We start from the raw sequence: 20,569 nt of genomic DNA, 5'->3' as shown, positions 1-20,569 counted from the left end.
CATGCCGTGGAACTGGCGGCCAGATCAGCGATCGATCGCCGAAGCCGCCTGAACCGCGGTCCTCAGGCCACGCTTACACACTTCGCTGACCGCGTCGGCTTGATCGACGATCAGCACCGCGCGCTTGCCAGCGGCGAGTTGATCGAGGATCACCACGGGATTATCGGCGGTGCCGACGGTCTGCGCGCCAAGCTCGTCGAGCGTGGCGATTGCTCCAGCCTGGTCGACGCGAAATGCGAGATGCAACGTGCAGTCGCCGCGCAAGCGATCGATCACATCGGCGATGACCGCGGACTTGCCCATGCCCGCGGCACCCGCGACCAGCACGACACCCGCGCCCGCTTGCAGGCCGGCGAGCACTTCGCCGACGGCTGGCCGCTCGATCCGGTACACCCCCGCACCGAGCGCCGGATATGAGCCGACATAGGAGGTCGTCGCGTCGCGAATACGCCCGGGAAGCGCGCGATCGAGTTCGTATTGCTTGGCTTCGATACGTGCACCGCAGGCAAAGCCGACGACATCACCATAACCGATCGGCCGGTTGAAGTTTTGCTCTTCCTCGAGCCAGCCGCGAAAACGTGAGGCGATCGTGTCGGTATCGCCCTTGAACCAATAGGCAATCCGTGCGCGCAGATTCTCGGCCAAGTCGTGCTCCGACAGCGTGCGGAACTCGGAACTCCCAAGAAAGCGAAATGCCTCGGCCGCGTCGCCACCGAGTCGCTCCTTCAGCACGCCCCAATGCTGCGTCTCTATCTTCGACAGGCTCGCCTCAAAGGCTTCGAGGCTGTGCGTTGCCGGAAGCTTGTCCTGCAGCAGTTTCAGTTGCGGCGACGGATCGCTTGACACGAACAGGCATCGCGTACCGGTGGAACTCGTCTTGGCGCGGAACGCGGACAACACGCCCGCGCCATCGAGCGCGGCAATCGACCAGGTCCCGGCGGCGGTCTGCCGCTTGCATTGGTGCCATTCGGCGCGGCCAGCCCGCACCAGCGAGAACTCGAACCCCTGTTCGTCGTCGCCCAGGGCCTCGATCGTAATCGACTGGACGGTACCGTCGAGAAGCCCAAACAGTTGATGCGTCAGCCAGCGCGCTTCGTACCGATTGCCGACTTTGTCAGCTATCCCGCCCTTATGCATGCACCGCCCCTAACCCACGCCAGATCTTATCGACCGCTCCAGAGCTGATCACGTTTAACCGCATGGAACGAAGATAGAACAGAATCAGGCAAACGGCAACGCACCGCGATACAAGACTGTGGGAGCTGTAGAGCGAGCCGAGCTTATCTCAGGACGAACTCTCGGGAAATGCGATGAACGAACGACCAGTATTGGAAAACCGTTCGGATCAGTGAATGTCCGCTTTGTTGGTGGCAATTTCCATCCGGTCGCACCAGCGGAAACCGACCAGAGTCGGTCGTCCCCGTGGGGTTCCAAGAGGGGCAGCTTACGCCGACACTGGTCATTCCGAGGTCACTGAGCGCTTTGGTGGAGGTCGCCGACATAGCCGTCATTCCTTGCTTCGGATTAGCTCGTCTCAAGCGGCTCTACATTCAGGGATTTGAAAGCGACAGAGAAGTCGACGCAAGCTCCCGATCGGCTTGGAGTAAAGTGAGCTTCAATGCGCCTGCGCTGCCTCTCATTCCGCGCAAGCACTCTGCCTTAACGAAGGCAAAACAAGCTTGATCTGGCTTTGCGTGAAACTCGCTGCTGGCTAGCGTTTGGATGAGGGTTGTAAAGAAAGATCGACTTCGAGATTCGAGGTCTACATCTTGATTTATTGCCTGAGATAGCCAAATCAAAACCTTGATCAGGCTATATTCGCCGATCAGCGGGTCGCTCTTCAACTAGGGGTTGCCCATGTAATTGTGGACCAGGGGGCTGTCCGTTGCCGCGCAAGACCACTCGCAGGAAGCCGCGTGCGCAGCGCCTCAACCAGGTGCGCGGGGCCGGGCGTGGCCCCCAAGCTCTGCTGCTTGCCCGTATTCTCTCGGCGACGGGCGAACGATCGATCATTCCCTGGACGGTGCGCAATCTGCGGGTTGCGGGCGCGGTCTCGGCCTTGCGTCCGCACTCGCCGCCTGTACTCCACAGCCAGCCCATTTTGCCCTCGCTCGAACTCGGCGTCGAACTCCAGTGGGCGGTTGAAAGCCTGGTTACCTTTGCCCCGCAGGTCCTGACCGGGCTTCGCCTGCAGCGCGAGATTTCGGATCATCTGATTGCGGGGCAAGGTGATCAGGCACTCGCGGCACTGGACGCGATGGACGAGGCCGTCGGCCTGTCGCTTACCTCGATCGCCACACGGCTCGCGGTCCTCCAACTCCACGGAGGGCTTGAGGCGCAGAAGGACGAGCTCGCTCGTCTTCGCTCGAGCGGCGTCGCGCAGAACGTCCAGTTCTTCGCCTATTGGTGGAGCGTGCGGGCCGAAGAGAGCTCATCCTGGAAGAACTTCGCGCGCGATTTCGAACGGCGCATGGCCGTCTGGGACATCAACCAGGAATTGCGCACCCACATTGCATTCCAGGTCCTGCGCCGGCTTCCGCCCGCCGGCGATGAAGCCCAACTAATATCGGCATCCCACCAGGGCGCAGCGATCGATCTTTACAACGCGGTGCTCGCCTGTGCGGGCACCGCCATCGCCGAGGACCGGCCAACGGCAGGCATATTCGCCAGAAGTTGTTCGCGGCTCGCCGAGCATATCGACGATCCGCGGCTTCGAAAACTTCTCACGCTTCATGACCCCGACACGGCCGCGCTGACCCTTAAGTGCGCGCCAACAGCATGGCGCGATTTCGGACTGGGCATCGAACCAGAGCCTGCAGCGCCTCCCGCAGGCATCGGCGACCTCTTTGCCCGCGCCCTGCCGTGCCTCGAGCCTGATGCCCGCGGTACCCTCTCGCAGCGTATCCGCCATGCCCTCACCGAGATCGCCAGTGCCGGGGGTGACGAAGCCGGCCGAGCCGAACTAGCCAAGCTCGGCGCGATGTTCGATCATCTGCCCATGGGTAACTGGATCTCCGAGCACTGCGGACCCGGCAATCCGTTTTCCGCGGTTGACCCCACCCGCGCGCGGTGGCTTTTCTGTCTTACTGGCGAAGTCGAACCCGAAAGCCTCGCCTGGCTCGACCATGTCCGGTATACTCGCCTCGTTGCGCAGACCGGCAGTGCCGCGCCGCTGAGTTGGGACTGGCACCGATCCCTTGCCGGCAATCTGGCTCCAGCCATGCTCGCGGCGCGCCTGTCACCGCGGGCCTCTCTCGAATTGAGCGCAATGCTCGAGCTATCCGATGCTCCAGCATCTCGTCTCAGCATCCTCGCCGACGAGCTCGACGAGCATTCGGGCGCCCCGAGCGAACTTTCGCTGCAGTGCCGCCTTCGCGGGCTCGAACGGTCTGCGGGCGTCGAAGCAGCAATCGCGTTCTGCGTCGACCGCATGCTGGCTGATGCAAGCCTCGCGCATTGGCTGCCGCTCGCCGCGCTCGCACGAAAGATCGAATACGAAGAGATTCCACGTTCGAACATCGATGTGCCGATATTTCTCGATTTCACGGCGCGGATGCACGGTGCAGAGTTCGCCCCGGCGCGCACCTATGCCGCCGAGGACTTTGTCCTCACGGTTGGTGCAACTACCCCGTTGGGCTTGGCCGGCACCGGAAAGCCCGAGGATGCAAACAACCGTCTGCGATACTTCTTCGGGGAAGTGTGCGTTCCAGCTACGCTCAGGACATCGACCCTGTTCACGACCCAGCAGGAACTCGAGACCGACCGGATCGGGCTTTGCCTGTGGCTGATCGACGCCGATCCGCGCCAAGCCGACCGGTACGAAGAGGAAGCGCGCGAACTCGTCCGCTCGCGCCACATCCGGCAAGGGCTCCAGGCGCTCCAGGGAAGCAAGCTGGCGCTCGATATCGACAATCTTAGGCGCTGGGCCGAACGCGTCGTCAAGGAAGACTACGAACGTTACATGGACTTGCTCGAGCAGGGCATCTTCACACTAGACGAAGCGTTCCACAAGTCGGTTTACGCCGCACTCGAGGCCGGTTCCGTGGCGCAGAAGGCGCTGGAAATTCCCGACAACGAGGCTGCCGCTCTCTTCGCAAGGCTGTGCCGGACGGTGCTGAAGGAATTCGCGCTGAGCCCCGAGCACGGGCTCGACGCCTATCTCAGCCTGCGGATCCGGCACGGCACCTTGTCGGGCCACCTGCGCGGCCCGATTGAACGCGAACACCTGATCACCCGCAAGAATTCGGCAGGAGCCTACACGGATAACGACTATTGGATCGAGCATCTTGCCGGTGAACTCGGCTTTGCAGAACTCGAATGGCTTGACGATGCCCTCAAGGCATTCTCGGCGGGGTACGACGGCCTGATTGCAGAATTGACCAACGAGTTTATCCAGATTCGAAGCGAGGACAAACCCAAGGGAATGATCTCGACCATTCCATCGAGCACTCTCATCACCCTGATGATCACCGACATCGCACCTGGCCAGTCCTTCGACGACTTCTTCGTGCGCTCGGAAGAGTATTTCTGGACCGTGGTCGCCTCGAGCAAGGAGGAGATCGACCGCGGGATCGAGGCCGTAACCGAACGGATGTCCACCCTCTTCGACCGACTCGACGACGCCGTCCGCAGCGTCGCCCCCGATGGCGCCGGCCCGCTCAGGGATGCCCTGATCCGGGCCAAGGGCGCCGCGCTGCAAGGCGTCGCATCGATCGCGCAGTGGCTCAGTCCGCCCACCACCCAGGGATCGCTGATCCTCACCGTCGAGGAACTCGTCCACGTGTCGCTCGAAGTGGTCAAGGGGTTCTATCCCGACTTCCAGCCCAAGGTCGAACTCGATATCGCTGAACTGCCGAGCTTTCCCGGTGTCTTGCGGCTATTTTCCGACATTTTCTTTAATATTTTTGAGAACATCGTGAAATATTCGGGAACCCCGACCGACCCCGTTATCAAGATCGCCGCATGGGACGGAGAAGACCAGATCTACTTCCGGGTCGAAAATTCGGTCGCGGCGATCCGGCCCGAAGACCTCGCCCGGGTCGAGCGCGCCCGCGCCATCATCGCGGATGGCTCCTTCCGGCACCTGGTCCGCGGCGAAGGCGGCACGGGGCTGCCCAAGCTGGCAAAGGTCATTGGCTACGGCGCGGGTGGTGGTACCTTGAGTTTCACGCTTGACGAGGAAAGCAAGATCTTTGCCGTGGAGTTCAGTCTGCGCAAGATCCTGGTTGCGGAATTGGCGGGAGGACAAGCATGATCAAGCTGCTGATCGTCGAAGACGACCTCAACAAGAAGGAACAGCTTCTCCAGCTGGTGGCGCAGAGGTTTCCAGCCTTCGAGGTTCGAACCGCGGAATCGCTAATCGGCGGCGTGCGGGTCTTGCGGCAATGGCAACCCGATCTCGTGGTGCTGGACATGACCCTGCCCAACTACGATCCTGCAGCCGACGGTGGGTCGAGCGGGGGTATGGAAGCCTTTGGCGGGGAAGAATTCCTGCGCCAGGCCGACCGGTTTGGCCTCGCACCGGCCGTGATCGTCGTCACCCAGTTCGAGACCTTCGGCGACCTCGGCGAAAGCAAGGACCGCGACGAACTCGCTGCCCATCTCATCCAGGCCTTCCCGAGAACCTACCAGGGGATGGTCTACTATCACGCCAGTCTGAACGCCTGGGCTGACGAACTCGAAACGAGCATCCGGTTGGCGCTGCGGGGAGCCCTGAAAACATGATTATCGGAATCGTCGACGATGATGTCTCCAAGCGCGAGACGATCCGGGCGATCGTTGCCCGCTGCGGCGGCGATTCAACGATCCTCCAGTGCGGCTCGCTGTCGGCGGCCCGGCGAATGCTGCGCGATAGCGCGCTCGACCTGTTGATTTTGGACATCGCCCTGCCCGAGCACGAGGATTCTGGCGACCCGGTAAAAGACGGCGGCATTACCCTGCTCGGAGAGCTTACCGCCAGCAACCGCTTCAAGATGCCCAAGCATGTCATCGGTCTGACCGCCCTTGCTGAAATCCACGAAGACGCCGTGTCGCGGTTCGGAAGCGAACTATGGTCTGTGCTGCGCTACGACCCGGCCAGCGAGGAATGGGCCGAGCGACTTTCCGCCAAGGTTCGCCATCTGCTGCGCCTTAAATCGTGCCAGGCAAGCGCAGAACCCGGCTGCGACCTCGCCCTCATTGTCGCGCTCAAAACTCCGGAACTCGACGCTGTACTCGCCCTCCCGTGGGACTGGGCAGTCGTCGACCGCGACGGCGATGCTACCGTATACCACCGCGGGACCTTTCGCCGACGTGATGGCACCCTGGGAACCGCCATTGCCGTGCGCGCGGGCCAGATGGGCATGCCGGCCGCCACCGCGCTCGCAACGAAAGTTGGGCTGCTTTTTCGCCCACGATGCCTCGCCATGGTCGGAATCTGCGCCGGCAACAAGGATGGCACCGCGCTCGGCGACCTCATTGTCGCCAATCCGACCTGGGATTACGGTAGCGGCAAGCACGCGATGAAGGACGAGACCCCGTCATTCGAACCGGCGCCCTACCCTCTAGCGCTCTCGACCCGGGTTCGCAGCATAGTCGAGCGCCACGAAGGCGAAACCGATATGCTGAGCGCGCTGCGGAAAGCCTTTCCGGGCAAGCCGCCCGCAAGCGTGCCGAACCTCCATATCGGGCCGTTTGCCAGCGGCGCAGCCGTTGTGGCGCGCGGCTCGATGGTCACCGAGGTCAAGGAACAGCAGCATCGAAAGCTGCTTGCCATCGACATGGAGGCCTACGGGGTCGCGATGGCCTCGCACGAATTGCCCGAGCCGCAACCCGAATTCCTGATCGTTAAAGGGGTTTCCGACTTCGCCGACGAGGACAAGGGCGAAGCACACCGAGACTATGCCGCCTTCATGAGTGCACGTTATCTGGCGCTCCTGTGCACCGATTACGCGCTTTGCTGACGTTTTGGGCGAAACCGGTGGGCTCCACTGATCGTGAAAACGGCTCCCCATTCAGTCCTTTTCCGCAAGTTCCGGCCGCAAACCAGCGAAGAGCAGCCAGGGTCGGCGTCCCGCTTAACGAAGCAGCCGACACCTTCCTCATTCAGGGATCTGACCCACAATGGCGATACCCTACAATTGCCGCTGAGACACCTGGGGCTAGCGGAAAGCGGCGACCCGAACGACTTTGATTCTCAAAGTTCTCAACTGAAGCGGCGGTGCCCGATGGTTGCCGCCGCTCTTTCTCCACCACACGCTCACTCGTCCGATCCGTGGCTTGCGTAACGCGCACAACCGATTAGGACCGGTCACCTAGCGGCGCAGCGCCCGCACCTCGCGCACCAGTAGCAGGGTTTTGAAGCGTTCGATAAGGCCGCGCGCGCTCTGCCGAGCAGCTGACCCGCCGGCTCGCTCGCGATATTGCCTGCTATCCCCGATAGTGATCCTAAAAGGAGCCGTTCCGGTCAGTCCGTAATCCTGGTTAAGCGAGAGAGGCGTTGCGCTGCTCTACGAATGACCGGCTTCGGTTAGCCAGACGTTCAGACCCGCAGGAATATACGACCGGTTTGTCTCAGCCCCAGTCTTTCCTACTCCGCCTTCCCGATGAGTGGACAATGGGTTTCCAACGGCTTGATCATTAAGCCATCGCCTCACCGCGATTGCGCTTGCCAAACAACGGCGAATGGCGAAAGAATCTCGGCCAATGCGCACCGACATCGACAATCTTCCTGCGGCGAAGCAGCGCGAGCTTGAGCGCATCGTCGAGATCATTTTCGAAGAGTTTCGCGACGCGATCGGGAATGCCACGGGCCCCCGGAAGGGCGCGCGCATCCTGAAGGTTGTCCTCTTTGGCAGCCATGCGCGGGGTGACTGGGTCGATGCGCCGCTGTCGGCAAACCAGTACAAGTCCGACTACGATATCCTCATTATCGTCAGTCAGAAGGAGCTGACCGATCGGGCGGCTTACTGGGCGAAGGCCGAGGAGCGGCTGATCCGCGCCTACACGATCGAGAAGACGCTGCGCACGCCGGTCAATTTCATCGTCCATTCGCTGCACGAGGTGAACGACGGCCTTGCCCATGGCCGCGTCTTCTTCATGGAAGTCGCCAAGGACGGGATTGCGCTCTACGAGACGGACGGCAGCGAACTGGCGACGCCCAAGCCGAAGACGCCCCAGCAGGCGTTCGACTCAGCAAAAGAATATTTTGAGGAATGGCTGCCGAATGCGGCTGGTTTCCAAAAGGTATTTCGCTTCTGCATGGCCGAAGGGGATTGGAAACGAGCTGCTTTCCTGCTCCATCAGGCGACTGAGAGCCTCTATCAGGGGCTGCTCCTTACCCTGACCTACTACACCCCATACAACCACAACATCGCCTTCCTGCGGTCGCTGGCCGAAGGGCTGGATCGCCGCCTCTACGGAATCTGGCCAGAAACCACGCGCCGCGAACGCGCCATGTTCCAGAAGCTGAAGGAAGCCTACACCAAGGCCCGCTATTCCCGGCACTACCGGATCAGCGCCGAAGAACTGGCGTGGCTCGGTGAACGCGTCGAGGAACTGGGCCGCGTCGTCCATCAGGTCTGTTCGGAACGGATTACCGAACTGGAAAGCGCAGTCGCTGGTAAATAGCGATCTCGCCAGACAGCTTGCCCGGATTCCTCCTGTCTGGCATATTCGGCGGCACGGGATGGAAGAACTGGCGGCCATCCCGGGGATAACCCTGCCAGGCATCATGTAGGTCCGGCCACTCCGGTCGGGCAGTTGCTGGAAGCCGCGATGGCGGCGCACAGTGGACACTGCTTGCACGATCCGCGCCCGAATGCGCGGACCGCCGGTGTGCGAGCTGCAAATGACACCCCCTACCGACGTTTACGCGCGCGAAGTCGTGATGGCGCGCGTCAATCATTTGGTCCGGCGCAAACAGAACGAGATCGAACGCATCGCGCGTATCATTCGCACCTGCTTTGAGCCCGAGAAGGTCCAGGCACCCCAGCCGGGGAAAATCAGGCGGATCATCCTGATCGGCCCCTATGCGCGCCGGTCCTGGTATGAAGACCGGCATACGATCCAGTTCTCGGATTTTGAATTCTGGATCGTCGTCAACCACCCTGCCTTCAAGGATGAGCGCTGCTGGCAGCAGGTGCGCGCTGTCATCGACAGCGAATTGGGCAATCGATGCGCGGTCGATATCGATATCTACGCCAAGGCCGACATCCGCATCGCCAGGATCGAGCGCGACACCTTCATCCTTGATCGCATCGAGGCGGGCATCACGCTCTACCGCGCCTCGCGCGACGCACCGTTGAATGAACGCGAACGTCGGGAGGCAAGGCAATGAGCCCCTCCCGTTCTACGGCAGCCTTCGAGGCACTTTACCGGGCAGAATATGCACGGGTTCTGCGTTTCTTCCGAAAGCGGGTGGGAGGGGACGATGCCCCCGATCTCGCGCAGGAAGTTTTCGTGAAGCTGTTCGCTGCGGGCGTTGTCGAACATATCGAAAATCCGCCAGCCTATCTCACCCGATGCGCGCGCAACCTTCTTATCAGCCGTGCGCGTCGTAGGGTGTCGGCACACATCGTCACCTGTCCGATCGACGAGGGTCGGGATGCACCGGCGCCTCCTGAGCAGACGTGGAGAATCGAGGAGGGAGACATCCGGAGGGTCTATCGGCGGACACTGTTGGCCATGCCTCGCAAGACCCGCCGCATCTTCCTGATGCACCGGCTGAAATGCATGACCTATGCGGAGATCTCCGAGCAGGTCGGCATCGGCTACGGTGGCGTCGAATATCATATGACGCGCGCCCTGGCACGGTGCCGCAGGACGGCTTCTGTGCATCGATTGTAGAATGGCTTCCTAGGCTGGCGATTGAGCGCCGCCAGCGGCGCAATCTTGCCACAGTTCTGGAGGGAGAAAGAGGCTCTGCCTCTCTCTCCCTGCAAGGTGCCGCTTTGGGGCCGTGGCTCGCTGCGCTGCGCCCGCACCACCCCCGGCACCGGACCTTGCCCCCACTCTCTCCGCCCCTCGCCGGGTCGGCAGGGGTCATGCGCGGCATGACCCGCTGCGCGGATTGGAAGGGAGTAACAGCAATGACCCAGAACACCGGCAAGCAAGACCCTCACAGCCGTATCACCGACCGCATCCTGGCCGAGCTTGAACAAGGCACCCGCCCCTGGATGAAACCGTGGAGCGGCGGCGACATCGCCAAGTCCGGTCAGGCTCGCCCCTTGCGCGCCACCGGCCAGCCCTACCGTGGGATCAACGTGCTTCTCTTGTGGATCGAGGCGCAGGCATCCGGTTTCGTCAGCCCGTCATGGATGACCTACAAGCAGGCGCAAGCCTTGGGCGCGCAGGTGCGCAAGGGGGAGCATGGTGCGACCGTGGTGTATTATGGCGACGGCACCAAGACCGTGCATGACGATGCCAGGGGGGAGGATCGGGAACAGGGCTTCCGTTTTCTGAAGACCTATACCGTGTTCAACGTGGCGCAGATCGACGGCTTGCCCGAACGGTTCCATATCATACCGGAGCCCGCGCCGGAGATGGAGCGCATCGAAGCCGCCGAGACATTCTTTGCCAGCATCCCCGCAACCGTGAACCATGGCGGCGACAAGGCCTATTACATCCCATCAGCCGACCGCATCCAGCTTCCACCTTTCGCCGCCTTCCATGATGTCCACGGCTATTACGCCACTAGGGGGCATGAAACTGTCCACTGGACTCGGCACAAGAGCCGCCTTGATCGCTCATTCGGGCGCGAGAAGTGGGGCGATGAAGGGTATGCACGGGAGGAATTAGTGGCGGAACTAGGCGCTGCCTTCCTGGCCGCCGATCTTGGGCTTTGTATCGAGCCGCGCCCCGATCATGCCAGCTATATCGCAAGCTGGATCAAGGTGCTGCAAAACGACACCCGCGCCGTCGTGCAAGCCGCCGCCCATGCCGAACGCGCCGTTGCCTATCTGCACCAACTGGCGGCCACAGAAGCGATCGAGAAAGCGGCGTAGATTATTTTGATGAGGCCGCCCCAAGAAGGGGCGGCCCCTTCGCTTTTCCCACCCATCGACCCTATGCGCGGCCGCTCCCTTCGATCGCGGCTAATTGGTTTCAGGCAGCAAGCGTTGATATCGAAGCCCGCTTTCCACCCGCACGCGGCGCGACGGAAATCTTCACCCGAACGTCCCGGTTGAGCCGGTCGAGAATCCGTAACAGCCGGTCGATGGTGAATCGCTCCAGTTTGACCTGGCGGATACGCGAAAAATCGGCGGCCGATATACCGGTGCGCGCTTCGGCATCCCGAACCGTCAGCCGCTCGGCATCGAGCGTTTTGACGATTTCAGCGGCAAGGATCGCACGAAACTGGCGAATGCTGGCATCGGGCTGATCGAAGTCGGCAAAGACATTGCCCGAACCGCGAACCAGTTCGAAATCGTCATCATGGTCAGCCATTGAGCATCTCCTTCAGCCGCTTGATCCGCTCGCGCACGAGATCAATCTCGTGGCGCGGCGTCGCAATTCCCTTGGTCGATTTCTTCTGGAAGGCATGAACCACCCAAATGTCATCGCCCATTTGCAGCGCATAGACGACCCTAAAGGCGTCGCCGCGCTCTTTGATCGCCAATTCCCACACACCGGCACCCAGACCAGTAAGCGGCTTGGCAATGTCCGGCGTTCCGCCATCGGCGACCACGGTCAGGGCATCCAATGCCCGATCCATGGCACGCGCAGGGAACGCCTCAAAATCTCTTCGCGCCGCCTTGATCCAAGAGACAGTGCGGAGCGTGTTACGTGATTTCGCCATGTGTAGTCAAATCTGCCAACAAGGTCAATCCGCGTGCAGGATCATGCTGCCGCTGCAAATGGCGAGGTGCTGACCAGCACTTCCACGGCTTTCAGCTTATGTTCGGGCGCGAGATGGGCATAGCGCAGCGTCATCGCATAATCGCTATGCCCAAGCAGTTCGCGCACGGTGTTGAGATCGACCCCGCCCATTACCAGCCGCGAGGCGAAATGGTGGCGCATGTCGTGCCAGCGGAAGGCGGTGATGCCCGCATCCTTGAGCAAATGTCGCCACGAGAAATTGACGCGATCAAACCGCTGGCCCGCGTCGTTGACAAAAACCAGCCCGTCGGTGCTTTCCACTTGCGCGCGCCAGCCCTGCAAAACGAACATGGCCTCGCGATTGAGCGGAATATGGCGCGTTCGCCGCGATTTCGCGGTCGCACCCGTCACGGTCAGAATACGCCGGTCGAGATCGACATTAGCCCAGGTGAGATCGAAAAGTTCGCCGCGACGGCAGCCCGTGTTGATCGAGAGCAGAATCAGCGGCTTCACATGGTCGGTAAAGGCCAACTGCCGCAGGCTCGGCAACAATTCATACCCGCGTTCGCTCCGCCAACGGTTAGCCGAATCGCGCTCGGCGCAGCGGCGCTCTTCGCGAGCATCGAGGGCCGCTCGCAAGCGGCCCTCTTCGTCGTAGGAGAGATAGCGAACTTTGGGGCAATTGTCGGTGCGCGATTTCTTGACCTTGGCGAGTGGATTGGTCCCAAGCAATTCCCATTCCACCGCGCGGTTGAACGCGGCCTTGATTGAGGAAATATCCCGGTTAATGGTTTCGAGGCTCAACCCGCGTTCCACCTCGCCTCCACGCCAGCGTTCGACATCCAGAGCGGTGATTGCATCGAGGCGCTTGTCCAGCAGGACCTTGAACGCAGTCGCAAGCCGGTTGAGGTTTTGCTTATGCGCTTTTTGATTTGCCTTGGCCCAAAGCCCATAGTCGCCATCGAGGAAGGCGCGGAAGGTCGGCACCTCCCGCTTGGGCTTGCGCGCTTCGATGGGATCAATGCCGCGATAGACTTCGGAAAGAATGACCCGGGCGCTCTCCCGGGCCTCGGACAAACCCACCGCATCGGCCCTGCCCAGCCACACCCGCTTGCCCCGCGCATATTCGCAATAGAAAGACTTCACCCCGGCGGGCGTTATGCGCAGGATCAAGCCTTTAAGCCGGGCATCCCTATAATCTTTGACTTTAACCGATATGGGAAACTTATCGACCATGGATTGTGTCAAAGCAGTTCGCATTATTCCGGCCTCGTCTGCCAAAAATTTGATCCCGAATCGCATCGTTCTGGTGGTGCACTGGTGGTGCAACTTGCTGCAACAGAGCGGAACATAACGGGACAATCTGCACCACCAGAGATGTCAGCAGACTGGCAGAAAAGACCCCATTTTTCAAGGTTTATCGTTTAATTTCGGAGCATTAGGAACCATCAAAAAGGCGGGCTGGGGGTGTGGGGGTCGGAGGTTCGAATCCTCTCGTCCCGACCAAATGGTCCAAGGCCCGGCACCGCCGACGGCCCGTGACTGATTTTCCCCATCTTTCCTTTGACACATCGCCATTCAGGGCGGTTTTTGCTGTCCTACAGCGAACCAAATGGGATAAGTGGTCCGCCTTCACTGGACAAGGAAGGCGTTTCATGGACATTTCCGGCTTGATCGACGAATTGATCGCGCGCGAAGGCGATTTCATCCATCACCCCGCGGATCGCGGCGGCCCGACCCGCTTCGGCATCACCCAGGCGGTCGCCCGCGCCCATGGCTATCCCGGGGAAATGCGCGGCCTGCCCCGCTCCACCGCCGAGGCGATCTACCGCCGGCTATATTGGGAACAGCCGGGATATGCCTTTATAGGAGACATCGCGCCGGCGATCGCGGCGGAACTGTTCGACACCGCCGTCAACATGGGCCCGTCCATTGCGACCGGCTTTCTCCAGCGCGCGCTCAACGCCCTCAATCGCAACCAGCGGGACTATGCCGACATCAAGGTCGATCGGCAGATCGGCGCCAAGACGCTCAACGCGCTCTCGGCTTTCCTGGCGCTGCGTGGAAAATCGGGCGAAACGGTGCTGCTCCGCGCGATAGAGGCGTTGCAGGGCGAACGCTATCTGGCGCTGGCCGAACGGCGGCCAGCCAACGAAGCCTTTCTCTATGGCTGGCTCGCCAACCGGATCGGCCAGGGAGGGCAGCCATGACGACGACGCGAAGCGGGCGCGATCTTTTGGCACCCAGGGCGCGGTCGGCTTTTCTGCTGGTGATGTATGCGCTGTTGCTCTGGTCGGTGCCGCTCGGCCTGATCGGCGGCGTGTGGCCCGACATGGCGGCGGCGATCATCCGGTCGATGCGCGCCTATTTCGAGGCGCTGCCCGAACCGCTCTATGCCTTGTTCGGAACGGGCTATCTTGGCTACACGGCGGCACGGACCTGGGGGAAGGTCAGGGGCGTGGAGCGATAAGGACGCTCGACCGCTCCGACCCACCCCGAACGGGATAACGACATCGCCAAAAATGAGAGGGGCCGTCGGGCAGATAGATCCCGACGGCCCATCATTGACATGGTCAGCGGCCGGAAGTGCCGCCCAAAAGGAAACGTTTTTCGCGCTATTTCGGGAAGACGAGGGCCCGCGTCGCGCCGGAGCGCCACACCATGCCCAATTGTCCCGAAATCGACGTCAGGCGTCGCTCAGCGGCGCGTTTCCCGAATGGACTTGACCGACCCCATTGCTGAACCATGAGACATCGGATCACCTCCTTTCGCTAGTTTGAGCCCCGCGCGACCCTGTCCAGGAACCTGTCCGAGAGAGGACCACGAGAGGGACTGTGAATCAGACAGGTCGAACGATCAAGACTTGTAAAAATCTTTTTTCGAATCATACTTGTTCGTCCGCTGCGCACCCGTACCTGGCCCGCATCTGGGGCGTGAGACTCTGATCCGCCACAAGATATGGCGAGCGGACAGATAATGGCGGTCAGCGACGGCAGTCCTCGATCACCCGCGCGACCTCGGCCCAGGCCGGAAGGATGAGCGTTTCCAGGCCCGCCACCTCCACCGCGAAATGTCCCCGACTGTAGGCGATCTGGTCGAGCACCCCATCGGCGACCGCCCTGGACGCGACCAGGCGTCCCGCACCGTCCACCGCCATCGGCCAGCTGACGGCGCCGTAGGTGGTGCGTACCGTCATCGCGCCCTGCGCCGCGCCGGCGCGGGCGAAGCTCACGCGACCCGCGGACGGATCGCAGCGCACCGTCAGCATCGGTCCGCCCGCTGGACCGGCGAAGGTCGCGATTGAGCCGTTTCCTTCGGCGCGGTAGGTCCAGTTGCCCGGCGTCGCCGTCCTATCCTGCCACCCCGCCGGAGCGGGTGGCGGCGGGGGCGTCGGCGCAGGCACAGGCGGGCGGGCGGAAACCGGCGCGGGCGACCGCGGCTGTTCAGGCGCGCCGACGCAGGATGGCAGCAGTAACGGCGCAAGCGCGGCAAGGGCAGGATGAAGTCGCATCCCGCCTCCATGCCCGACGCGGGGGGGCAGCTTCAACCGAAAAGGGGGGAGCCGGGCGGCGGAACGGGGGGCCCGCGGCTCCTTGACAGTTTTCGGCCGAATCGCTAGGGGCACAGCCATCCCGACACGCTGGTGAGCGGCAGTGCATGGCACTGGCCGTCTTTTTTGCGTCGAGGGGCTGATCGAATCGGCCGATGCCCTGCCAGGGCTCCCGGCCCGTACGCTTTGAGATGGGGTGGCGCCAACCGCCCTGTGGAGCAGGAGTAAAGAATACCATGGCACGTATCGCGGGTGTCAATATCCCGACCAACAAGCGCGTGATCATCGCGCTCACCTACATCCACGGCATCGGCCGCAAGACTGCCGCCGATCTTGCCGACAAGCTGGGCATCGACCACAGCCGCCGCGTTCAGGACCTGTCGGACGCCGAAGTCCTGCAGATCCGCGAAGCCATCGACGCCGACCTCACCGTTGAAGGTGACCTGCGTCGCGAAACGGCGATGAACATCAAGCGCCTGATGGACCTCGCCTGCTATCGCGGCCTGCGTCACCGCAAGGGCCTGCCGGTTCGTGGCCAGCGCACGCACACCAATGCGCGCACCCGCAAGGGCAAGGCAAAGCCGATCGCTGGCAAGAAGAAGTAATTCGTCCGGGGGACGGATTACGCCGCCGGAGGCAGCTCTCCTCGAAGGAAGACGCCTCCAGCATCACAAGTTTCAGTAGGATAGAGCAAAATGGCACGCGAACCCCAGCGCATCAAGCGCCGCGAACGCAAGAACATCTCGGCCGGCGTCGCGCACGTCAACGCCAGCTTCAACAACACCATGGTGACCATCACCGACGCCCAGGGCAACGCGATCAGCTGGTCCTCGGCCGGCATGATGGGCTTCAAGGGCAGCCGCAAATCGACGCCGTACGCGGCGCAGGTCTGCGCTGAAGACGCTGGCCGCAAGGCTGCCGAACATGGCGTGCGCACCCTCGAAGTCGAAGTGAAGGGCCCCGGTTCGGGCCGCGAATCGGCCCTTCGCGCGCTGCAGGCCGTGGGCTTCCACATCACCTCGATCCGCGACGTGACGCCGATCCCGCACAACGGCGTGCGTCCGTCCAAGCGCCGCCGCGTCTAAACCGGCCGCCAGTGACGTGCGGGCGACGGACGCGTCGCCCGTTTACCCATCTGCATCGGCCGGAACGTCCTGTTGGGAACAGGGCTATCAGCGTTTCGGCCTCATCCCCAGGGGAAATACATGACTGTCAACATGAAGAACTGGCAGGAATTGAAGAAGCCCAACGGCCTTGAGATCAAGGTGGCGGGCGACGGCAGACGCAAGGCGACCTTCGTCGCCGAGCCGCTGGAGCGCGGTTTCGGCCTGACGCTCGGCAACGCACTGCGCCGCGTTCTTCTCTCCTCGCTTCAGGGCGCGGCGGTCACCTCGATCAAGATCGAGAACGTCCTCCACGAATTCTCGTCTCTCGCCGGCGTGCGCGAGGATGTCACGGACATCGTCCTCAACATCAAGCAGGTCGCGCTCAAGATGGAAGGCGACGGTCCCCGCCGTCTCCAGCTCGCCGCCACCGGCCCAGCCGAAGTGAAGGCCGGCGACATCATGACCGTGGGCGACATCGAAGTGATGAACCCCGATCTGGTGATCTGCCACCTTGACCAGGGCGCGACGCTGAACATGGAACTGACCGCTGACATCGGTAAGGGCTATGTCCCCGCCGTCGCCAACCGTCCGGCCGACGCCCCGATCGGCCTGATCCCGATCGACGCGCTCTACTCGCCGGTGCGCCAGGTCGCCTACAAGGTCGACAACACCCGCGTGGGCCAGGAACTGGACTATGACAAGCTGTCGCTGACCGTCGAGACTGACGGCACCGTCACGCCGGAAGACGCGGTCGCCTATGCCGCGCGCATCCTGCAGGACCAGTTGCAGCTGTTCGTCCACTTCGAGGACGCGCTGCCCGTCGCGGCACCCGCCACGGGCGCCACCGCCGGCACCTCGGCTGCCGACGGCGAGAGCGACACCAACCAGATCAACCGCTATCTTCTCAAGAAGGTGGACGAGCTGGAACTGTCGGTCCGTTCGGCGAACTGCCTCAAGAACGACAACATCATCTATATCGGCGACCTGGTCCAGAAGACCGAGGCCGAGATGCTGCGCACCCCCAATTTCGGCCGCAAGTCGCTGAACGAAATCAAGGAAGTGCTGTCGTCCATGGGCCTGCGCCTGGGCATGGACATCCCCGGCTGGCCGCCGGAAAATATCGAGGAAATGGCCAAGAAGCTCGAACAGGAGCTGCTGGGCTGATCCCCCTGCCCTTCCGGTTTCGGCCGGAGGGGCGGCGGACGCTGAAAGGGCGCGGATTTGCGTGCTCTTTAACGGTGTGAACTTCGCCCTCTTTCAGGGCACGGGCTATGGGGCGGTGGCCCTAAACACCGCCTGGTCTGGGCTACCTTACACGGGCCCTTAACGAACGAAGGAAACGAACATGCGTCACAAGGTCGGTCATCGCAAGCTGCAGCGCAGCGCCGGGCATCGCAACTCGCTGCTCCGCAACCTCGCAGCATCGCTCATCAAGCACGAGCAGATCCTCACCACCACGCCCAAGGCCAAGGAACTGCGTCCCTACGTGGAAAAGCTGATCACCCTCGCCAAGAAGGGTGGCCTGTCGAACCGTCGCCTGGCCCATTCGCGCCTGCAGGACGACGCGCAGCTCGCCAAGCTGTTCGACGTGCTGGCCGATCGTTATGCCGGTCGCAACGGCGGCTACACCCGTGTGATCAAGGCCGGCATCCGCGCGTCGGACGCGGCTCCGATCGCGATCATCGAACTGGTCGACCGCGACGTCGATGCCAAGGGCAAGGATTCAGGTCCGGTCCAGGGCGCCGACGCGGACGAGCTGGAAGCGGCCTGATCGGCTGGACCGTCTGTGCCAGGGCGGTCTCCTGCATGAACTGACAGGCTGCGGCTTCATCGCGAAGCCGCAGCCTGTTTCCATTTCCGGATAATGAGCTGGCAGAGGATGCGTGTTTTTCGCCTGGTTCTGGCAGGGCTTCTGTTGCTGGCCGGGGGTCCCGCGCCCGCCCAGCCCGGCAACGGGGCGCCGCACCCGCAGGAAGCGGTCGAAACGGCCCGGCATTACCCGCCTGCGCCGCGTCTCGACCTGGTCGAGGATCATTTCGGGATCAAGGTCGCCGATCCCTATCGCTGGCTGGAAAAGGACATTCGCGCCGATGCCCAGGTGCGCGACTGGGTCGAGCGTGAAAACGCCCTCACCCGCCGCGTGCTTGATGCTCTTCCCGCGCGCGAAATCCTGCGCAAGCGGATGCAGGCGCTGTTCGCTCACGGCCGCTACACCCTGCCCCGCAAGGCGGGCGGCCGCTATTTCTACGGCTATAATTCAGGACTCCAGAACCAGACTCCCCTCTATGTCCGGGACGGGCTGAACGGTTCGCAGCGGCTGCTGATCGATCCCAATGACTGGGCAAAGGATGGCAGCGCCGCGCTGGCCCAATGGGCGCCGTCGCCCGATGGTCGCCTTCTGCTCTATGCCGTGCAGGAGGCGGGAAGCGACTGGCGCACGTTGCGGCTGCTCGACGTCGACAGCGGCCGCCTCCTCCAGGACCGGATTGAGTGGGTGAAATTTTCCCAGCTCGCCTGGGACGGGCGTGGCGAGGGCTTTTTCTACGGCCGCTTCGCCGCGCCGACCGAAGGCCAGACATTCCAGACGAGCGCGGTGGACCAGCAGATATATTATCACCGCCTGGGTCAGCCACAGGCCCAGGACCAGCTGATCTACGCGACACCGGGCCGGCCGAAGCTCGGCCATATGGCCCAGGTCACCGGCGACGGCCGCTGGCTGCTGATCAGTTCCTTCCAGGGGACCAATCCCCGCCGGGAGCTGCATGTCGCCGAACTGACCGGAGCCGGCGTGCGCGTGCGAACGCTGGTCAAGGGCATCTCCTTTGACTGGCAGCTGATCGGCAATCAGGGATCGACGCTCTACTTCATCACCGACTGGGGCGCACCCAATCTGCGCGTGGTCGCGATAGACGCGCACGGACCGCGCCGGGGGTGGCGGCAGGTCATCGCCGAGCGACCCGCCCCCCTCGCCGGCGGCGCGCTGGTCGGCAACCGGCTGATCCTCGCCTATGCGATCGACGGGCAAACCGTCGCCGAACTCACCGAGCTGGACGGCCGGCGCGTCGGTGAGGTGCCGCTGCCCGGCATCGGCGCGGCGGCGGGCTTTGCCGGACGAAGCGGCGACCCGGAAACCTTCTTCAGCTTTTCGGGCTTCGTCAGTCCCGCAAATATCTACCGTTTTGACACGGCAACGCTCAGCTTCAGGCTGTTCGCGCGCCCCGACCTGCCGTTCGACCCCGAACAGTTCGGCATCGAAGAGGTGAGCTACCCGTCGAAAGACGGGACGATGATCCCGATGACGATCATCCGCAAACGGTCGCTGGCGCTTGCGAAAGCGCCCGCCCCGACCATCCTCTATGGCTATGGCGGCTTCAACATCTCCCTGACCCCAGGCTATTCGCCGCCGCGGGTCGCCTGGCTGGAACAGGGCGGCGTCTATGCGATCGCCAATCTGCGCGGTGGTGGTGAATATGGCCGCGCCTGGCATGACGCCGGCCGGCTCGCCAACAAGCAGAATGTATTCGACGATTTCATCGCCGCTGGCGAGTGGCTCAAGGCGCAGGGCTATACCAGCAAGGACGGCCTCGCGATCGAGGGGCAGTCCAATGGCGGACTCCTGGTAGGCGTGGTGGTGAACCAGCGACCCGCCCTCTTCGCCGCAGCGCTGCCCGCGGTAGGCGTGATGGACATGGTGCGGTTCGACCGCTTCACTGCCGGCCGCTACTGGATCGACGATTATGGATCGCCGGACAAGAAGGAGGACTTTCAGCGCCTGCTCGCCTATTCCCCCTATCACAATATCCGCCCGGGGCGGGATTATCCCGCCGTCCTGGTCAGCACCGGCGACACCGATGATCGCGTGGTGCCGGCCCACAGCTTCAAATATGCCGCCGCGTTGCAGGCGGCCGATCTGGGCGCCAAACCCCGCCTCATCCGGGTCGACACGCGTGCGGGCCATGGATCTGGCAAGCCGGTCGACCAGCTGATCGACGAATATGCCGACCGCTATGCCTTCGCCGCCCGCTACACGGGCCTCAAGGTTCGCGACGAACCGTAAGGCGCGTTCAGCCCCGCGACAGCCGGACGCGCGTATCGAACGCGCCCGATTGGATGAGGA

19 protein-coding genes are annotated in these 20,569 nt (G+C 62.6%); 14 read left to right on the top strand and 5 right to left on the bottom strand.

The window, feature by feature from the left end:
• Positions 1–24 precede the first annotated feature (24 nt).
• Entirely contained in the window at positions 25–1,137 is a 1,113-nt protein-coding gene (locus tag AAC640_RS08700) for a hypothetical protein (protein ID WP_340265722.1), read from the bottom strand.
• Positions 1,138–1,885: 748 nt separating this feature from the next.
• Between AAC640_RS08700 and AAC640_RS08695 the strand changes: the two genes are divergently transcribed.
• The 7 genes from AAC640_RS08695 to AAC640_RS08665 all read left to right on the top strand — a co-directional run bounded on the left by AAC640_RS08695 (position 1,886) and on the right by AAC640_RS08665 (position 10,982).
• Complete coding sequence (locus AAC640_RS08695; protein WP_340265721.1) at positions 1,886–5,254, top strand: ATP-binding protein; 3,369 nt, start codon at positions 1,886–1,888, stop codon at positions 5,252–5,254.
• Complete coding sequence (locus AAC640_RS08690) at positions 5,251–5,724, top strand: response regulator transcription factor (protein ID WP_340265720.1); 474 nt, start codon at positions 5,251–5,253, stop codon at positions 5,722–5,724. The genes AAC640_RS08695 and AAC640_RS08690 overlap by 4 nt, the downstream gene beginning before the upstream one ends.
• Positions 5,721–6,941 carry a 5'-methylthioadenosine/S-adenosylhomocysteine nucleosidase family protein gene (locus AAC640_RS08685; RefSeq protein ID WP_056686969.1) on the top strand — a complete coding sequence of 407 codons (1,221 nt, stop codon included), beginning with the start codon at positions 5,721–5,723 and terminating at the stop codon, positions 6,939–6,941. The genes AAC640_RS08690 and AAC640_RS08685 overlap by 4 nt, the downstream gene beginning before the upstream one ends.
• 742 nt (positions 6,942–7,683) lie before the next feature.
• Positions 7,684–8,607, top strand: coding sequence for a HEPN domain-containing protein (locus AAC640_RS08680; protein ID WP_340265719.1), 924 nt, complete (start codon positions 7,684–7,686; stop codon positions 8,605–8,607).
• Between the two features lie 220 nt (positions 8,608–8,827).
• Positions 8,828–9,316: a hypothetical protein gene (locus AAC640_RS08675; RefSeq protein ID WP_340265718.1), complete on the top strand. Its 489-nt coding sequence runs from the start codon at positions 8,828–8,830 to the stop codon at positions 9,314–9,316.
• A complete protein-coding gene (locus AAC640_RS08670; RefSeq protein ID WP_340265717.1) occupies positions 9,313–9,825 on the top strand; it encodes a sigma-70 family RNA polymerase sigma factor in 513 nt (170 codons plus the stop codon). The genes AAC640_RS08675 and AAC640_RS08670 overlap by 4 nt, the downstream gene beginning before the upstream one ends.
• A 242-nt stretch (positions 9,826–10,067) precedes the next feature.
• A complete protein-coding gene (locus AAC640_RS08665) occupies positions 10,068–10,982 on the top strand; it encodes an ArdC family protein (protein WP_340265716.1) in 915 nt (304 codons plus the stop codon).
• Positions 10,983–11,082: 100 nt separating this feature from the next.
• Here the strand turns inward: AAC640_RS08665 and AAC640_RS08660 are convergent, their stop codons facing one another.
• Genes AAC640_RS08660 through AAC640_RS08650 form a run of 3 tightly spaced genes read right to left on the bottom strand, consistent with a single transcriptional unit; the run spans position 11,083 to position 13,032 of the window.
• Positions 11,083–11,424 (bottom strand): helix-turn-helix domain-containing protein, encoded by a 342-nt coding sequence (locus AAC640_RS08660; RefSeq protein WP_044661285.1) that lies wholly within the window; start codon positions 11,422–11,424, stop codon positions 11,083–11,085.
• Positions 11,417–11,776 (bottom strand): type II toxin-antitoxin system RelE/ParE family toxin, encoded by a 360-nt coding sequence (locus AAC640_RS08655; RefSeq protein WP_340265715.1) that lies wholly within the window; start codon positions 11,774–11,776, stop codon positions 11,417–11,419. The genes AAC640_RS08660 and AAC640_RS08655 overlap by 8 nt, the downstream gene beginning before the upstream one ends.
• A gap of 41 nt (positions 11,777–11,817) precedes the next feature.
• On the bottom strand, positions 11,818–13,032 hold the full coding sequence (locus tag AAC640_RS08650) for a tyrosine-type recombinase/integrase (protein ID WP_340265714.1): 1,215 nt from the start codon (positions 13,030–13,032) through the stop codon (positions 11,818–11,820).
• Between the two features lie 419 nt (positions 13,033–13,451).
• Between AAC640_RS08650 and AAC640_RS08645 the strand changes: the two genes are divergently transcribed.
• Complete coding sequence (locus tag AAC640_RS08645) at positions 13,452–14,006, top strand: glycoside hydrolase family 108 protein (RefSeq protein ID WP_340265713.1); 555 nt, start codon at positions 13,452–13,454, stop codon at positions 14,004–14,006.
• A complete protein-coding gene (locus AAC640_RS08640; protein ID WP_340265712.1) occupies positions 14,003–14,266 on the top strand; it encodes a 3TM-type holin in 264 nt (87 codons plus the stop codon). The genes AAC640_RS08645 and AAC640_RS08640 overlap by 4 nt, the downstream gene beginning before the upstream one ends.
• A 513-nt stretch (positions 14,267–14,779) precedes the next feature.
• On the opposite strand, the gene AAC640_RS08635 is transcribed toward AAC640_RS08640, so the two are convergent.
• Positions 14,780–15,307, bottom strand: coding sequence for a hypothetical protein (locus AAC640_RS08635; RefSeq protein ID WP_340265711.1), 528 nt, complete (start codon positions 15,305–15,307; stop codon positions 14,780–14,782).
• Between the two features lie 275 nt (positions 15,308–15,582).
• Between AAC640_RS08635 and rpsM the strand changes: the two genes are divergently transcribed.
• From rpsM to AAC640_RS08610, 5 genes are all read left to right on the top strand, one after another.
• Positions 15,583–15,951 (top strand): 30S ribosomal protein S13, encoded by a 369-nt coding sequence (gene rpsM, locus AAC640_RS08630; RefSeq protein ID WP_340265710.1) that lies wholly within the window; start codon positions 15,583–15,585, stop codon positions 15,949–15,951.
• Between the two features lie 90 nt (positions 15,952–16,041).
• A complete protein-coding gene (gene rpsK / locus AAC640_RS08625; protein ID WP_004208752.1) occupies positions 16,042–16,431 on the top strand; it encodes a 30S ribosomal protein S11 in 390 nt (129 codons plus the stop codon).
• 120 nt (positions 16,432–16,551) lie between these two features.
• The gene (locus AAC640_RS08620; RefSeq protein ID WP_340265709.1) at positions 16,552–17,616 is read left to right on the top strand and encodes a DNA-directed RNA polymerase subunit alpha; all 1,065 of its coding nucleotides are present in this window, start codon (positions 16,552–16,554) and stop codon (positions 17,614–17,616) included.
• Between the two features lie 181 nt (positions 17,617–17,797).
• Positions 17,798–18,223 (top strand): 50S ribosomal protein L17, encoded by a 426-nt coding sequence (rplQ, locus tag AAC640_RS08615; protein ID WP_340265708.1) that lies wholly within the window; start codon positions 17,798–17,800, stop codon positions 18,221–18,223.
• A gap of 108 nt (positions 18,224–18,331) precedes the next feature.
• Complete coding sequence (locus AAC640_RS08610; protein WP_340265707.1) at positions 18,332–20,509, top strand: prolyl oligopeptidase family serine peptidase; 2,178 nt, start codon at positions 18,332–18,334, stop codon at positions 20,507–20,509.
• The last annotated feature ends 60 nt before the right edge of the window (positions 20,510–20,569 follow it).

The organism is Sphingobium mellinum, assembly GCF_037860795.1.
Taxonomy (GTDB): domain Bacteria; phylum Pseudomonadota; class Alphaproteobacteria; order Sphingomonadales; family Sphingomonadaceae; genus Sphingobium; species Sphingobium mellinum.
Note: the sequence above shows the minus strand (reverse complement) of the source record. Positions and strands in the feature narration are given on the sequence as shown.

What these genes read in the sequence shown, in the direction of transcription:
- AAC640_RS08700 (WP_340265722.1), bottom strand. Translation starts at nt 1,137, where the DNA reads ATGCATAAGGGCGGGATAGCTGACAAAGTCGGCAATCGGTACGAAGCG.
- AAC640_RS08690 (WP_340265720.1), top strand. Translation starts at nt 5,251, where the DNA reads ATGATCAAGCTGCTGATCGTCGAAGACGACCTCAACAAGAAGGAACAG.
- AAC640_RS08685 (WP_056686969.1), top strand. Translation starts at nt 5,721, where the DNA reads ATGATTATCGGAATCGTCGACGATGATGTCTCCAAGCGCGAGACGATC.
- AAC640_RS08680 (WP_340265719.1), top strand. Translation starts at nt 7,684, where the DNA reads ATGCGCACCGACATCGACAATCTTCCTGCGGCGAAGCAGCGCGAGCTT.
- AAC640_RS08675 (WP_340265718.1), top strand. Translation starts at nt 8,828, where the DNA reads ATGACACCCCCTACCGACGTTTACGCGCGCGAAGTCGTGATGGCGCGC.
- AAC640_RS08670 (WP_340265717.1), top strand. Translation starts at nt 9,313, where the DNA reads ATGAGCCCCTCCCGTTCTACGGCAGCCTTCGAGGCACTTTACCGGGCA.
- AAC640_RS08665 (WP_340265716.1), top strand. Translation starts at nt 10,068, where the DNA reads ATGACCCAGAACACCGGCAAGCAAGACCCTCACAGCCGTATCACCGAC.
- AAC640_RS08660 (WP_044661285.1), bottom strand. Translation starts at nt 11,424, where the DNA reads ATGGCTGACCATGATGACGATTTCGAACTGGTTCGCGGTTCGGGCAAT.
- AAC640_RS08655 (WP_340265715.1), bottom strand. Translation starts at nt 11,776, where the DNA reads ATGGCGAAATCACGTAACACGCTCCGCACTGTCTCTTGGATCAAGGCG.
- AAC640_RS08650 (WP_340265714.1), bottom strand. Translation starts at nt 13,032, where the DNA reads ATGGTCGATAAGTTTCCCATATCGGTTAAAGTCAAAGATTATAGGGAT.
- AAC640_RS08645 (WP_340265713.1), top strand. Translation starts at nt 13,452, where the DNA reads ATGGACATTTCCGGCTTGATCGACGAATTGATCGCGCGCGAAGGCGAT.
- AAC640_RS08640 (WP_340265712.1), top strand. Translation starts at nt 14,003, where the DNA reads ATGACGACGACGCGAAGCGGGCGCGATCTTTTGGCACCCAGGGCGCGG.
- AAC640_RS08635 (WP_340265711.1), bottom strand. Translation starts at nt 15,307, where the DNA reads ATGCGACTTCATCCTGCCCTTGCCGCGCTTGCGCCGTTACTGCTGCCA.
- rpsM (WP_340265710.1), top strand. Translation starts at nt 15,583, where the DNA reads ATGGCACGTATCGCGGGTGTCAATATCCCGACCAACAAGCGCGTGATC.
- rpsK (WP_004208752.1), top strand. Translation starts at nt 16,042, where the DNA reads ATGGCACGCGAACCCCAGCGCATCAAGCGCCGCGAACGCAAGAACATC.
- AAC640_RS08620 (WP_340265709.1), top strand. Translation starts at nt 16,552, where the DNA reads ATGACTGTCAACATGAAGAACTGGCAGGAATTGAAGAAGCCCAACGGC.
- rplQ (WP_340265708.1), top strand. Translation starts at nt 17,798, where the DNA reads ATGCGTCACAAGGTCGGTCATCGCAAGCTGCAGCGCAGCGCCGGGCAT.
- AAC640_RS08610 (WP_340265707.1), top strand. Translation starts at nt 18,332, where the DNA reads ATGCGTGTTTTTCGCCTGGTTCTGGCAGGGCTTCTGTTGCTGGCCGGG.